At 71.8% G+C, this 13,130-nt stretch carries 14 protein-coding genes; 1 reads left to right on the top strand and 13 read right to left on the bottom strand.

The features are described 5' to 3' along the window. Positions 1 to 26: 26 nt before the first annotated feature. On the bottom strand, positions 27 to 566 hold the full coding sequence (locus tag SVTN_RS22520; RefSeq protein WP_041130729.1) for a 2'-5' RNA ligase family protein: 540 nt from the start codon (positions 564 to 566) through the stop codon (positions 27 to 29). 280 nt (positions 567 to 846) lie between these two features. Between SVTN_RS22520 and SVTN_RS22515 the strand changes: the two genes are divergently transcribed. Further along, on the top strand, positions 847 to 1,284 hold the full coding sequence (locus SVTN_RS22515) for a transposase (protein WP_041130728.1): 438 nt from the start codon (positions 847 to 849) through the stop codon (positions 1,282 to 1,284). Positions 1,285 to 1,293: 9 nt separating this feature from the next. Here the strand turns inward: SVTN_RS22515 and htpX are convergent, their stop codons facing one another. From htpX to SVTN_RS22455, 12 genes are all read right to left on the bottom strand, one after another. Beyond that, entirely contained in the window at positions 1,294 to 2,157 is an 864-nt protein-coding gene (gene htpX, locus SVTN_RS22510; protein ID WP_041130727.1) for a zinc metalloprotease HtpX, read from the bottom strand. A 146-nt stretch (positions 2,158 to 2,303) separates the two neighbouring features. Continuing rightward, entirely contained in the window at positions 2,304 to 2,753 is a 450-nt protein-coding gene (mscL, locus tag SVTN_RS22505; RefSeq protein WP_041130726.1) for a large conductance mechanosensitive channel protein MscL, read from the bottom strand. Positions 2,754 to 2,787: 34 nt separating this feature from the next. Continuing rightward, entirely contained in the window at positions 2,788 to 4,320 is a 1,533-nt protein-coding gene (locus tag SVTN_RS22500) for an NADH-quinone oxidoreductase subunit N (protein ID WP_041130725.1), read from the bottom strand. Then, on the bottom strand, positions 4,317 to 5,870 hold the full coding sequence (locus tag SVTN_RS22495; protein WP_041130724.1) for a complex I subunit 4 family protein: 1,554 nt from the start codon (positions 5,868 to 5,870) through the stop codon (positions 4,317 to 4,319). Before SVTN_RS22495 ends, SVTN_RS22500 begins: the two co-directional genes overlap by 4 nt. Before the next feature lie 27 nt (positions 5,871 to 5,897). Continuing rightward, positions 5,898 to 7,874: an NADH-quinone oxidoreductase subunit 5 family protein gene (locus SVTN_RS22490; protein WP_041130723.1), complete on the bottom strand. Its 1,977-nt coding sequence runs from the start codon at positions 7,872 to 7,874 to the stop codon at positions 5,898 to 5,900. After that, entirely contained in the window at positions 7,871 to 8,230 is a 360-nt protein-coding gene (gene nuoK, locus SVTN_RS22485) for an NADH-quinone oxidoreductase subunit NuoK (protein WP_041130722.1), read from the bottom strand. The genes SVTN_RS22490 and nuoK overlap by 4 nt, the downstream gene beginning before the upstream one ends. Then, positions 8,230 to 8,778, bottom strand: a complete 549-nt coding sequence (locus tag SVTN_RS22480) for an NADH-quinone oxidoreductase subunit J family protein (RefSeq protein ID WP_041130721.1) — start codon at positions 8,776 to 8,778, stop codon at positions 8,230 to 8,232. The genes nuoK and SVTN_RS22480 overlap by 1 nt, the downstream gene beginning before the upstream one ends. Continuing rightward, positions 8,775 to 9,431 carry a NuoI/complex I 23 kDa subunit family protein gene (locus tag SVTN_RS22475; protein WP_041130720.1) on the bottom strand — a complete coding sequence of 219 codons (657 nt, stop codon included), beginning with the start codon at positions 9,429 to 9,431 and terminating at the stop codon, positions 8,775 to 8,777. Before SVTN_RS22475 ends, SVTN_RS22480 begins: the two co-directional genes overlap by 4 nt. 2 nt (positions 9,432 to 9,433) lie before the next feature. Then, positions 9,434 to 10,402 carry a complex I subunit 1/NuoH family protein gene (locus SVTN_RS22470; protein WP_041130719.1) on the bottom strand — a complete coding sequence of 323 codons (969 nt, stop codon included), beginning with the start codon at positions 10,400 to 10,402 and terminating at the stop codon, positions 9,434 to 9,436. Next, positions 10,399 to 11,997, bottom strand: coding sequence for an NADH-quinone oxidoreductase subunit C (locus SVTN_RS22465; protein ID WP_052499259.1), 1,599 nt, complete (start codon positions 11,995 to 11,997; stop codon positions 10,399 to 10,401). Before SVTN_RS22465 ends, SVTN_RS22470 begins: the two co-directional genes overlap by 4 nt. Beyond that, the gene (locus tag SVTN_RS22460) at positions 11,994 to 12,560 is read right to left on the bottom strand and encodes an NADH-quinone oxidoreductase subunit B (protein WP_041130718.1); all 567 of its coding nucleotides are present in this window, start codon (positions 12,558 to 12,560) and stop codon (positions 11,994 to 11,996) included. Before SVTN_RS22460 ends, SVTN_RS22465 begins: the two co-directional genes overlap by 4 nt. Beyond that, positions 12,551 to 12,979: an NADH-quinone oxidoreductase subunit A gene (locus tag SVTN_RS22455; RefSeq protein ID WP_174518279.1), complete on the bottom strand. Its 429-nt coding sequence runs from the start codon at positions 12,977 to 12,979 to the stop codon at positions 12,551 to 12,553. Before SVTN_RS22455 ends, SVTN_RS22460 begins: the two co-directional genes overlap by 10 nt. Positions 12,980 to 13,130: the final 151 nt, after the last annotated feature.

Raw genomic sequence — 13,130 nt, 5'->3', positions numbered from 1 at the left:
GGACCGGCCAAGCCTCGTGACCTGTTTCACCCTCCGAGTGCGAACGAAGCCCTCTCCTGCCACTTCACGCCGTCGTGCACTATCAGTTCGACCGACGCGACGTGAGACATGAAGGGGAGCCTGCCGACGAGGTCGGCCTCGATCTCCTCCAGGACGGCGTCTTCCTGATCTTGAGCGATGGTCAGGTGCGGCATGACCTCGGCGAATCGGCCGCCATACGGCGGAGCCTCAGGCCAACGGTCAACGATCGCCTCCGTGAGCTGCCGCAACCGCGTGTCAGGATCGGGAACGAGATAGAGCACCCCCGGGAACCGTCCACATCTCTCGAACCGCAGGTCAAAGGCCTGGTGGCCGCCCAGCACATCCGCGAGAGCGGAGTGGACGAGCGCATCTATTCGACTCTCGTCCAGGAACGGGAAGAGCACGGTGACATGCGCTGGGACCCCGGCCCGGGCTGAGGGATCGAACCGTTCACGCCATCCGCGGACGGACGGCTCCGCCTCCGAGATCCGGACGATGAGCGCCGTCTGGCCCGCCTGAAACGCACTGCTGCTGTCGTCTGCCATGACACCGCATGGTGTCACCCCTGCCGCAGACAGCACGACGGCCTTCCCCTCGGAACGATCACAACGATCCGCAAAGCAGGACGAGGGCATGCTGCGGAACCGTGGAAACACCGATGGAACGTCAGATACCCGCGCCACCTTGGAGGTTCAGACAAACGCCCCGGCAGCGGCTGGCACCGCCCCGGGGCCGGCCGACTGATTGGGAGTCGACGTGTCTCCCGTAAGCACACCCCCGTCCTCAGCCAGTGAGACCGCTGCACGTGCGGCCGGTACACGCACCTTGCGTGCGGTCGACTACCTGCGCGTATCGACCGAGGAGCAGAAGAAGGGCTACGGCGTAGCCAGGCAAAGCCGCAAGGCGACCCGGCACATCACATGCACGGTGAGGGCCTGGCACGCCACGAACGGCCTCGGCGTGCCCGCTGCCCCCCTCTCGGACGAGGAGTGGGCGAGGATCGCTCCCCTCCTCCCGAAGGGGCGCAGGGGCACCGTCCGTCGATCCGTGGACGCCATCTTCTGCAAGGCCCGCACCGGCAAGTCACGGCCCGATGTGATCAAGGAAACCGGAGCCACCGTCCAAGCTTCGAAGCATTTCGACGCTTGGACACGCGACGACACCTGGAGCTGTGTGAACGCCGCGCTCACGGACGTGGAACAAGTTCCTCTCCCAGAGATCCGGCTACTGCCCTCGATGGTCGTCGAAGGGCGGGTCCGTTGAGGATCGTCTTCACGGGCGATGACCTGCCATCTGTTCGAGCCGGGCGATCCGCTCGGCCATCGGCGGATGGGTGGAGAACATCTTGGAGAGGCCCTGGCCGGGCCGGAACGGGTTCGCGATCATCATGTGGCTCGCGGTCTCGATCCTCGGCTCGGGCGGCAGCGGCAGCTGCTTGGTGCCGGCCTCCAGCTTCCGCAGGGCGCTGGCGAGGGCGAGCGGGTCTCCGGTGAGCTGGGCGCCCGAGGCGTCGGCCTCGTACTCCCGGGAGCGGGAGATGGCGAGCTGGACGACCGAGGCGGCGATCGGGCCGAGGATGAGGATCAGCAGGTAGCCGAGGATCCCGGGGCCGTCGTCGTCGTCGGAGCGGCCGACCGGGATCAGCCAGGCGAAGTTGACCAGGAACATGATCACGGAGGCGAGCGCTCCGGCGACCGAGGAGATGAGGATGTCCCGGTTGTAGACGTGGCTCAGCTCGTGGCCGATGACCCCGCGCAGCTCGCGCTCGTCGAGGATCGCGAGGATGCCCTCGGTGCAGCAGACGGCGGCGTTGCGCGGGTTGCGGCCGGTCGCGAAGGCGTTGGGGGCCTGCGTCGGCGAGATGTAGAGCCGGGGCATGGGCTGACGCGCCTGCGTGGAGAGCTCGCGCACCATTCTGTAGAGCGCGGGGGCCTCGAACTCGCTCACCGGGCGGGCCCGCATGGCCCGCAGCGCCAGCTTGTCGCTGTTCCAGTACGCGTACGCGTTGGTGCCGAGCGCCACGACCAGCGCGACGATCAGCCCCGTACGCCCGAAGAAGCTGCCGATGACGATGATGAGGGCCGAGAGCCCTCCGAGGAGTACGGCGGTCCTCAGCCCGTTGTGCCGGCGGTGCACGGTACGCCCTCCAGGTGGTGCGGCAGGGGAACCCTTTTCTTCGTGGTGGTCCACTCACTCAGTGGACCCTCCCGTACTGGTCAACGCCAGGCGGGAGGTTCGGGTTCCCCGGCTCGCGCGGGGCGCCGTGTGGGCCGTACGGGTGATCAGCGGGCGGCGGGGATCTTCTCCAGGCCGAGGGCGATCGGCTCGACCTCGCTGGTGCAGTGGGCGCAGCGGGAGGCGATGGCCGGGATCTCGGTGAAGCAGCGGGGGCAGTCGCGCTTCTCCGACTTCGGGTCCTTCGCCTCCTCCTTGGCGAACTTCTCCTGGATCTTCGTCATCGGGACGACGATGAGGAAGTAGAGGACCGCGGCGGTGATGACGAACGCTATGGCGGCGGCGATCGCCAGACCGTACGGGAAGACGGTCTTGCCGACGGTGAAGCTGGCCTCGCTGAAGTCGCCGACCGAGCCCGTCGCCAGACCGATGAGCGGGGTGATGAACGCCTTGCTGAAGCCGGTGACGACGGCCGTGAACGCCGAGCCGACGGCCAGACCGATGGCCATCGAGACGACGTTCCCGCGAAGTATGAAGTCCTTGAATCCGTTCAGCACGGGGTTTCGCTCCTCGGTGTTTCTCTGTGGGGGGTCAGAAGAGGCTGTCCGTCGCGAAGCGGAGGGCGAACTGCGGGTAGCCCGACAGGACGGCTCCGGCGGCGGCGGTCAGCACGATCGCCAGGGTGACCGGCACGGGGGCCTTGAGCGCGGGGGCCTTGTGCGTGGCGGGGGCGCCTTCCGGCGCGCGGAAGAGCAGGGCCGTCCAGCGCAGGTAGTAGTACAGCGCGATCACGACGTTGACGCCCATGATCACGGCCAGCCACCCGAGGCCCGCGTCGACGGCCGCCGAGAAGACGGTCACCTTGGCGAAGAGGCCGATGATACCCGGGGGCAAACCGGCCAGATTCAGGAGGAAGAACCCGAGCGCGAGGGCCGCCGCGGGGCTGGCGGCGTACAGGCCCCGGTAGTCCGCGATGCGGTTCTCGGGGTGGGTGCGGGCGACGAGCGCGACGACCGCGAAGGCGCCGAGGTTCACGACGGCGTACATCAGGGCGTACGCGACGGTGGCGCCGACCTGGTCGTCGCTGGAGTACGCGGCGGCCGCGATCGGCACCAGGAGGTAGCCGGCCTGGGCGACGGAGGACCAGGCGAGGAGGCGTACCGCGCTCCACGCGCGCGTGGACAGCTGGCGGAGCGCGGCGACGTTGCCCGCGGTCATGGTGAGCGCGGCGAGGGCGGCGAGGGCCGGGCCCCACACGTCCGCGTACGACGGGAAGGCGACGACGGTCACCAGGATCAGGCCGGTGAAGCCGACGGCCTTGCCGACGACGGAGAGGTAGGCGGCGACGGGCAGCGGGGCGCCGACGTAGGTGTCGGGCACCCAGAAGTGGAAGGGCACGGCGGCCGTCTTGAAGGCGAAGCCGACGAGGGTGAGGGCGACGCCCGCCTCGGCGAGGGTCTGGAGCTGTCCGGGGACGTCGTCGAGGCGCTGGGCGATCTCCGTGAGGTGGAGGGTGCCGGTCGCCGCGTACACGAAGCTGACGCCGAGCAGGGTGACGGCGGTCGCGGTGACGGAGGAGAGGAAGAACTTGAGCGCGGCCTCGCCGGACATGCGGTCGCCGCGCTTGAGGCCGACGAGCGCGAACGCGGGCAGCGAGGCCACTTCGAGGGCGACGACGAGGGTGGCGAGGTCGCGGGAGGCGGGCAGCAGGGCTGCGCCGGCGGCCGAGGACAGCAGCAGGAACCAGAACTCGCCGGCCGGGAGCTTCTCGCGGGTCTCGTCCATGGACAGGAGCGCGGCGAGCAGTGCGCCGGCGAGGACGAGGAGCTGGATGACCAGGGTGAAGTGGTCGGCGGTGTAGCTGCACGCGGGCGCGTGGCCCTCGGCCTGGGCCTGGGCGGTCAGGCAGAAGGTGGAGCGGTCGCCGTCCCGCAGCGGCAGGAGGAGGGCGAGAGCGGCGGTGAGGCCGCCGATCGCGGTCCAGCCGAGGAGCTGCTTGCGCTCCGGCGGCAGGAAGAGGTCGGCGACGAGGACGACGAGGGCGACCACGGCCGTGAGGGTGGGGGGCGCGATCGTGAGCCAGTCGACGGACTGGACGAGCGACCCGCTGGCGAACGACGTCACTGGGTGCCTCCGGCGAGGAGCTGCTGGACGGCCGGGTCGGTGAGGCCGAGGAGGACGGCGGGCCAGAGTCCGGCGAGGACGGTGAGGGCGACGAGCGGGGTCCAGGCGGCGAACTCGTACCCCTGGACGTCGGCGATCGCCGTCTCCCCCGCGGGTCGCGGGCCGCCCATGCAGACGCGGCGGACGACGACGAGGAGGTAGGCGGCGGTGAGGAGGGTGCCGAAGGCGCCGATCGCCATGAAGGTGAGGAAGGCGGGGCGGCTGAGGCCCTCGGCCGGGTCGAAGGCGCCGAAGAGGGCGAGCATCTCGCCCCAGAAGCCGGCGAGGCCGGGCAGTCCGAGGGAGGCGACGGCGGCGAAGGCGAGGAGGGCGCCGAGGCGGGGGGCGCGGCCGTAGAGGGCGGCGCCGGTGGCTCCGGCGAGGGTGTCGAGGTCGGCGGTGCCGTACCGGTCCTTGACCGCGCCGACCAGGAAGAACAGCAGGCCGGTGACGAGGCCGTGGGCGATGTTGGCGAAGAGGGCGCCGTTCACCCCGGTGGGGGTCATGGTGGCGATGCCGAGGAGCACGAAGCCCATGTGGCCGACGGAGGAGTACGCGATGAGGCGCTTGAGGTCGCCCTTGTTGCCGGGCTTCGCGAGGGCGAGGCAGGCGAGCGATCCGTAGATGATCCCGGCGACGGCGAAGGCCGCGAGGTACGGGGCGAAGGTCGCCATGCCGTCGGGGGTGATCGGCAGGACGATCCGGACGAAGCCGTACGTGCCCATCTTCAGCAGGACGCCGGCGAGGAGGACGGAGCCGACGGTCGGGGCGGCGGTGTGCGCGTCCGGGAGCCAGCTGTGCAGCGGCCACATCGGGGTCTTCACGGCGAGCCCGAGACCGATCGCGAGAACGGCGATGACCTGCACGGACGTGGTCAGTCCACGGCCGTTGTCAGTGGCGAGTGCCACCATGTCGAACGTGCCCGCCTTCACGCCGATGAGGAGCAGGCCGAGCAGCATGACGACGGAGCCGAGCAGCGTGTAGAGGATGAACTTCCAGGCGGCGGCCTGCCTGCCCTCGCCGCCCCAGCGGGCGATGAGGAAGTACATCGGGATGAGGACCATCTCGAAGGCCAGGAAGAACAGGACGAGGTCGAGGACGGCGAAGGTGGCGAGGGTGCCGGACTCCAGGACGAGCAGGAGCGCGACGAAGGCCTTGGGGGAAGGCCCGCTCGGCATCTTGAAGTAGCTGTACAGCGCGCAGAGGAAGGTCAGCAGCGCGGTCAGGACCAGGAGGGGGAGGGAAATGCCGTCGACACCGAGGTGGATCCGCACGTCGAGTGCCCTGATCCAGCTGATGTCCGTCGTGGCCTGCATCTTCGACGGGTGGTCGTGGTCGAAGCCGAGCGCGAGGACGAGCGCGGCCAGCAGGATGACGCCGGTGACGGTGACGCCGTGGCGGAGCACGGCCTGGTCGGGTGACTTCCCCTTCAGTCCGGGCGGTGCGGGGAGGAGAGCGGCGGCGGCGCCGAGGAGCGGGCCGGCGACGATCAACGCCAGAAGGAACTGCATCACGGATTCGCTGATATCGATCACGGGTCACGCTCCGGCGGCGTTGGCGAGGGCGACGGCGACGATCGCCAGGACGACGGAGCCGGCGAGCAGGGCGCTGAGGTAGGTCTGCACGTTGCCGGTCTGGGCGCGGCGGACGAGCCAGCCGAGCCCCTTGGCGGAGTTCCCCGCGGCGCTCACGTAGGTGTCGACGACCTCGCGGTCCAGGAAGCGGACCAGGGAGGCGGCGGCGAGTACGGGGCGGACGAAGGCGGTCCGGTAGACGGCGTCCAGGTGGAAGCCGTCGGCGGCCGGTCCGTGCAGCGGCCCCAGGAGGGCGCGGCCGGGGTCGGCCGGGTCCTCGGCGGGGTGCGGCAGGTGCAGCGCCTCGGCCTCGACCTGACCCGCCTCGGCGTCCGGGTGGGCGACGTGCGGGACGGGGGCCGTGACCGGGGTGCGGGCGGCGAGGGTGCGCCAGACCGCGTAGGTGATGACGGCTCCTGCGGCGGCGAGACCGGTCCCGAGGACGGCGGTGGTCAGCGTCGGGGTCAGCGGGTGCCCGTCGAACCAGTCGTCGAGGTACGTGACGGTCAGACCGAAACCGAGGGAGGGGATCGCGAGGACCCACAGGACGCTCGTCATGGCGATCGGCTGGCGGCCGTGGTCCGGGGCTTCGGCTCCGCGGCCGCGGAAGGCCCGCAGCCAGAGCCGGAGGGCGTACGCGGCGGTCAGCAGGGCCGTGAGCAGTCCGGCGACGAGGACGATCCAGCCTGCCCCGGCGGGGGCGACGTCCCGCTCACCGAGGGCGGTGTGCTCGGCGGCCACGAGGACGGCTTCCTTGGAGAAGAAGCCGGCGAAGGGCGGGATCGCGGCGAGCGCGAGCAGGGCGACGGTCATCGTCCAGTACGCGTCGGGGATGCGCTTCGCGAGGCCGCTCATGCGGGACATGGCGGTGAGCGAGTTCGTCCCGGCGGCGTGGATGACCGCGCCGGCGGCGAGGAAGAGGAGCGCCTTGAAGGCGGCGTGCGAGAGGAGGTGGAAGACGGCGGCCCCGCGGTCGCCGACGGCGAGGGCACCGGCCATGTAGCCGAGCTGGCCGATCGTCGAGTAGGCGAGGACCCGCTTGATGTCGTCCTGGGCGAGCGCGGCGAGCGCCGAGCCGACCATCGTGAGCGCGGCCATCACGGCGAGCACGGTCATCGCGGCGGCGGAGGCGGCGAAGACGGGCAGGAGCCGGGCCGTGAAGTAGATGCCGGCGGCGACCATCGTCGCCGCGTGGATGAGTGCGGAGACGGGGGTGGGGCCGGCCATGGCGTCCGGGAGCCAGGTGTGGAGCGGGAACTGCGCCGACTTGCCGGCGACGCCGGCGAGCAGCAGCAGCGCGATCAGCGTGGGGTGGTCGAGGCCGCCGCTCGCGACGGCGCCGAGGACGCCCGTGATCCGGAACGTGCCCGCGTCGGCGGCGAGCGCGAAGAGACCGATGAGGAAGGGGACGTCACCGAGCTTGGTGACGAGGAAGGCCTTGAGGGAGGCGGCTCGCGCCTCGGGGGTCTCCCAGTAGTGGCCGACGAGGAAGTACGAGCAGATGCCCATGATCTCCCAGCCGACCAGGAGCACCATCAGGTCGCCGGAGTAGACGACGAGCAGCATCGCGGAGGTGAAGAGGGAGACGAGCGCGGCGTACGAGGGGTAGCGCGGGTCGTCGCGGAGGTAGCCGGTCGAGTAGATCTGCACGCAGGTGGCGACGACGCCGACGAGGACGGCGACGAGCGCGGCGAAGCCGTCGATGTGCAGGGCCAGGTCGATCGGGACCGAGCCGGTCGGGGTGAGCTGGGTGGCGGCGTCGATCGCCTTCCCTCCGCCCTGGCGGGCGGCGACGACAGCGGCGAGCACCGCGGCGGCCAGAGTCGGCAGCACGGCAAGCGGGCGGACGAAGCCGGGCGCGGTGCGGCCGAGCAGGAGGCCGGCGGCGGAGCCGAGGAAGGGAAGGAGGGGGACGAGGACGGCGAGGGTGGTCGTGGTCACGCGGCGGCCTCGGCCTTCTCCTCGGCGGACGGCTGTTCTTCGGCCGACGGCTGTTCCTTGGTGTCGCGGAGGCGGTCGACGTCCGAGGTGCCGCGGTTGCGGTGGACCATCAGGACGATCGCGAGACCGATGCCGATCTCCGCGGCGGCGACGGCGATGGTGAAGAGGGTGAGGGCCTGGCCGGCGTGGAGGGCGTCGCGGAGCCAGACGTCGAAGGCGACCAGGTTGAGGTTGACGGCGTTGAGCATGAGCTCGACGGACATCAGGACCAGGATCGCGTTGCGGCGGGCGAGGACACCGTAGAGACCGACGGCGAAGAGGAGGGCGGCGAGGACGGCCGGGTAGGCGAGGTGCATCAGCGCTCGCCCTCCTTGTTCTTCCGGGAGAGGACGATCGCGCCGACCAGAGCGGCGAGCAGCAGCACCGACAGCGCCTCGAAGGGCAGCACCCAGTGCTGGAAGAGGATCTCGCCGGTCACGCCCGTGGAGCCCTGGGCGGGCCCGTCCAGATCGATCCAGGTCGTGCGGAAGGCGTCGACGACCACCCAGACGAGGGCGGCCGCGGCGGCCAGGGCGACGGCGAGGGCGACCGGCCGGTTGCCGGAGTCGGCGTCCGGGGAGCGGCCGATGGGGGCCTTGGTGAGCATGAGACCGAAGAGGAGGAGGACGACGACGGAACCGACGTAGATGAGGACCTGGACCCAGGCGATGAACTCGGCGGTCAGGAGCAGGTACTCGACGGCGAGCCCGCCGAGCGCCACGACCAGCCAGAGGGCGGCGTGCACCAGCTGGCGGGTGGTGACGGTGACGAGGGCGGCGCCGAGGGTGACGAGGCCTACGAGGAGGAAGGCGATCTCGACGCCGGTGGGCGAGAGGAAGCCGTGGGCCTGTGCTGCGAGGGTCACTGCTGGTCCTCCTGGGCCTGGGCGTCGGCCTCGGCCTCGGCCTCGGCTTGGGCCTGGGCCTGGGCCTGGGTGGCGGCCTCGGCTTGGGCAGCGGCCTCGGCAGCAGCTGCGGCCTCGGCTTCGGCTGCGGCCTGGGCGGCCGCCTTCTCCGCCGCCTTGCGGGCCGCTGCGATCTCCTTCGGCTCCTCCGCGTGCGGGTCGAGCGCGGGCGGCTCGGGGACCGTCCACATCCACTCGCGGAGCTTGTCGCGCTCGTGGGTGAGCTCGTGGATGTCGGTCTCCGCGTACTCGAACTCGGGCGACCAGAACAGCGCGTCGAAGGGGCAGACCTCGATGCAGATCCCGCAGTACATGCAGAGCGAGAAGTCGATGGCGAAGCGGTCGAGGACGTTCCGGCTGCGCTCGCGGCCGCCGGGGGCGGCGGGCGGCACCGTCTCCTTGTGGGAGTCGATGTAGATGCACCAGTCGGGGCACTCACGGGCGCAGAGCATGCAGACCGTGCAGTTCTCCTCGAACAGGCCGATGACCCCGCGGGTGCGGGGCGGCAGCTCGGGCTGCACGTCGGGGTACTGCGCGGTGACGGTCTTCTTCGTCATCGTGCGGAGGGTGACGGCGAGGCCCTTGGCGAGGCCGGAGCCGGGAATCGGAGCCATGGTTACTGGATCGCCACCTTCACGATGCCGGTGAGCGCGATCTGCGCGAGCGCGAGCGGGACGAGGGTCGTCCAGGCGAGCTTCTGGAGCTGGTCCTCGCGCAGGCGCGGGTAGGACACCCGCAGCCAGATCACGACGAAGGCGAGGACGGCCGTCTTGAGGAGGGTCCAGACCCAGCCGAGGCCGTCGGCGCCGAAGGGGCCGTGCCAGCCGCCGAGGAAGAGGACGGTGGTGAGACCGCAGAGGACGACGATGCCCGCGTACTCGGCGAGCAGGAAGAGTGCGAAGCGGAGGCCGGTGTACTCGGTGTACGCGCCGAAGATGATCTCCGAGTCGGCGACCGGCATGTCGAACGGGGGCCGCTGGAGCTCCGCGAGACCGGCGGTGAAGAACACGAGCGCGCCGATGATCTGCCAGGGCAGCCACCACCACTCGAAGGCGTTCAGGATGCCGGGGAGCGAGACGGTGCCGGCGGCCATCGCGACGGAGGCGGCGGTGAGCAGCATCGGCAGCTCGTACGCGAGGAGCTGGGCGGCGGTACGGAGGGCGCCGAGCAGCGAGAACTTGTTGGCGGAGGCCCAGCCGGCCATGAGCGAGCCGAGGATGCCCACGCCCATCACGGCGAGCACGAAGAAGATGCCGGCGTCGACGACCTGACCGACGGCGCCCTCGCTGGGCCCGATCGGAATGGCGACAAGGACGAAGAGGTACGGGAGGAGGGCGACGGCCGGCGCGAGCTGGAAGATCCGCCGGTCCGCGTCCTTCGGGACCACGTCCTCCTTCTGCGCGAACTTCACGCCGTCGGCGACGAGCTGGGCCCAGCCGTGGAAGCCACCGGCGTACATGGGCCCGAGGCGCCCCTGCATATGGGCCATGACCTTGTGCTCGGTCTGCCCGATGACGAGCGGCAGCACGAGGAAGACGGCGAAGACGATGAGCAGCCGGACGGCGACGTCGAGTGCGTCGTTCACGCGGGATCGCCTCCGGCGGGGTCGGTGGGGTCGGTGTCGGTGCCGTCACGCCCTGCGGGCGGCTCGGCGGGTCCGCCTTCGGCGGGAGTGCCTTCGGCGGTGCGGGCGGCGTCGGGCGCCGGGGCCTCGGGGCCGGGTGCGGTGGGCTCCACCGGGCCGGCGGGACCGGAAGCCGGGGCGTCCGGCGCAGGGGCTGGGGCCTCCGGGCCGGGAGCCGGGGCCTCCGGGTCAGGACCCGAGGCGTCCGGCGTAGAGGCCGGGGCCTCCGGGCCGGGCGTCGGAGCCTCCGGGCCGGGCCCCGGGGCGTCCGGCGCAGAAGCCGGGGCCTCCTGCGGGGCGGGGGCTTCTGGGGCCGGAGCCTCGGTGACTCCGGGCTCCTCGGCACGCTGCCCGGAGGCGGCGTCGGGCGCCGGAGCCTCCGGTGCCGGGGGCTCGGCAGTAGCCGAGGTGGCCGGTGTCGTCGGGGGCGCGGGCTCGGTCGGGGGCTTCGGCGCGGCCGGGTCCTCGTCGAAGGCCGGGCGGGCGTGGTGCCAGGGGGCGTCCGAGCTGCGGGTACGCGGGGTGGCGGCGGCCGCGCGGGGCGCGGGGCCGTCCGCAGCCGACTGGCCGTCCGCAGCCGGAGCCTCCGGCTCCGGGGTCGCCTGGCTCGCCGAGCCGTCGGCCGCGGAGCGGGTACGGCGCGGCGGGCGGGTCGTGGAGGCCGGGGCCTCCGCGGTCGCGCCCGGCTCGGGGGCCGCCTGGCTCGCCGAACCGTCCGCCGCCGAGCGGGAGCGGCGCACCGGAGCGCCCGGCTCCGGGGCTGCCTGGCTCGCCGAGCCCTCCGCAGCCGTGCGGGAGCGGCGCGGCGGGCGGGCCTCGGTGGCCGGCGCCTCCGTGGTCGCGCCCGGCTCCGGGGTCGCCTGGCTCGCCGAGCCCTCCGTGACCGAGCGGGCGCGGCGGACCGGGCGGTCGCCCGCGGCCGCGCGGGCCGGGCGTTCGCCTGCCGCCGCGCGGGCGGGGCGGGCGGGGGCCGGGGGGAGCTGGCCCTTCAGGGGGCCCCACTCGTTGGGGTCCGGGACGCCCGGCGGGAGCATCTGGCGGCGCTTCGGACCACCGCCGTCGTGCGACTCGCCCGGTTCCTTCGCGCCCGGCCACGCCTTGGCGACCCGCGCCGCGAGGACGAAGTCCTTGCGCAGCGGGTGGCCCTCGAAGTTCTCGGGGAGCAGCAGGGGGACCAGGTGCGGGTGGCCCTCGAAGGCCACGCCGAACATCTCGTGGGTCTCGCGCTCGTGCCAGCCCGCGCCCGCGTACACCCCGATGGCCGTGGGGAGGACGGGAGCCTCGTGCGGGACCGTCGTCCGCAGGAGGAGGCGCTTCGGCGCGCCCTCCCCCAGCGCCACCACGTGCGCGCAGACGCGGAAGCCCGTACCCGGTTCGTCCACCGCGCTCAGCCAGTCGAAGTACGTGCAGCCGAGCTCGTCGCGGGCCGTCGTGAGCGCGGTGATCCAGGAACCCGGCGGGACGTCGACCGTCAGCAGGTCGTACGCCTGCTCCGCCGTCGCCTCCTCGCCGAAGATCTCCGTCACGGAGTCGGGGAGGGAGTCGTACCGGTTCACTCCGCGCCTCCCGACGGGGGCGTCACCAGGGGGCTCGTCAGCTGAGCCACCGACGGAGCCGTCGCGTACCGCTCCGCCAGGCTCTCCCGGGCGATCTTCTCCTGGAGCTTGAGGATGCCCTGGAGGAGGGCCTCCGGGCGCGGCGGGCAGCCGGGTACGTACACGTCGACCGGGATGATCTGGTCGACGCCCTTGGTGACCGAGTACGAGTCCCAGTACGGGCCGCCGCAGTTCGAGCAGGCGCCGAAGGAGATGACGTACTTCGGCTCGGGCATCTGCTCGTACAGACGCTTCACGGCCGGCGCCATCTTGTCCGTCACCGTGCCCGAGACGATCATCAGGTCGGCCTGGCGCGGGCCCGGTGCGAAGGGGATCACGCCGAGCCGGATGAAGTCGTGCCGGGCCATCGACGCGGCGATGAACTCGATCGCGCAGCAGGCGAGGCCGAAGTTGAAGACCCACAGGCTGTAGCGGCGGCCCCAGTTCAGGACCACCTTCATCGGCTCGGGGGCCAGGCGGGCCAGCGGCCCCAGCTTCGGGGCGGGGAGCGGGGTCACGTCCATGTCAGGACGCCCTTCTTGTATGCGTAGAGCAGCCCCACGGCGAGGAAGCCCAGGAAGACGAACATCTCGACCAGGGTCGTGGCGCCGTAGCCGGGCGCCGCGAAGACCGTCGCCCAGGGGAAGAGGAAGATCGAGTCGACGGCGAAGATGACGTAGAGGAAGGCGTACACGTAGTAGCGGACCTGGGTGTGGGCCCAGCCCTCTCCCACGGGATCGACACCGCACTCGTAGGTGAGGAGCTTCTCGGGCGTCGGCACGACGGGCCTGAGCAGCCGGCCGGCGCCGAACGCCACGGCGACGAAGAGCACGCCGACGACGGCGAGCAGGCCGACGACGGAGTACGTCTGGAAGTAGTCCGCCGCGTCGGCCGCGACAACGGTCGGTTCCCGCACGTCCGCCCCTCGGTCTCGGTGTCTCATGAGTCAGTCTGTACGGACGCGAGTCTAGGCCCTGCTAAAGGGACCGTAAGCAGTCGCGGGTGCCTTGCGGCGCCTCGGCCGGTGCCTGCGCCGGTGCCTCGGCCGGTGGGTACGCCGGTGCCTACGCCTGCGCCTCGGCCGGTGGCTACGC

The sequence above is a fragment of the Streptomyces vietnamensis genome (assembly GCF_000830005.1).
Taxonomy (GTDB): domain Bacteria; phylum Actinomycetota; class Actinomycetes; order Streptomycetales; family Streptomycetaceae; genus Streptomyces; species Streptomyces vietnamensis.
The sequence above is the reverse complement of the archived record's forward strand: the minus strand, read 5'-3'. Positions and strand labels throughout refer to the sequence as shown.

Coding starts and splice junctions, on each gene's coding strand:
- SVTN_RS22520 (WP_041130729.1), bottom strand. CDS start 566: ATGGCAGACGACAGCAGCAGTGCGTTTCAGGCGGGCCAGACGGCGCTC.
- SVTN_RS22495 (WP_041130724.1), bottom strand. CDS start 5,870: ATGCAGTTCCTTCTGGCGTTGATCGTCGCCGGCCCGCTCCTCGGCGCC.
- nuoK (WP_041130722.1), bottom strand. CDS start 8,230: ATGCACCTCGCCTACCCGGCCGTCCTCGCCGCCCTCCTCTTCGCCGTC.
- SVTN_RS22475 (WP_041130720.1), bottom strand. CDS start 9,431: ATGGCTCCGATTCCCGGCTCCGGCCTCGCCAAGGGCCTCGCCGTCACC.
- SVTN_RS22460 (WP_041130718.1), bottom strand. CDS start 12,560: ATGGACGTGACCCCGCTCCCCGCCCCGAAGCTGGGGCCGCTGGCCCGC.
- SVTN_RS22455 (WP_174518279.1), bottom strand. CDS start 12,979: ATGAGACACCGAGACCGAGGGGCGGACGTGCGGGAACCGACCGTTGTC.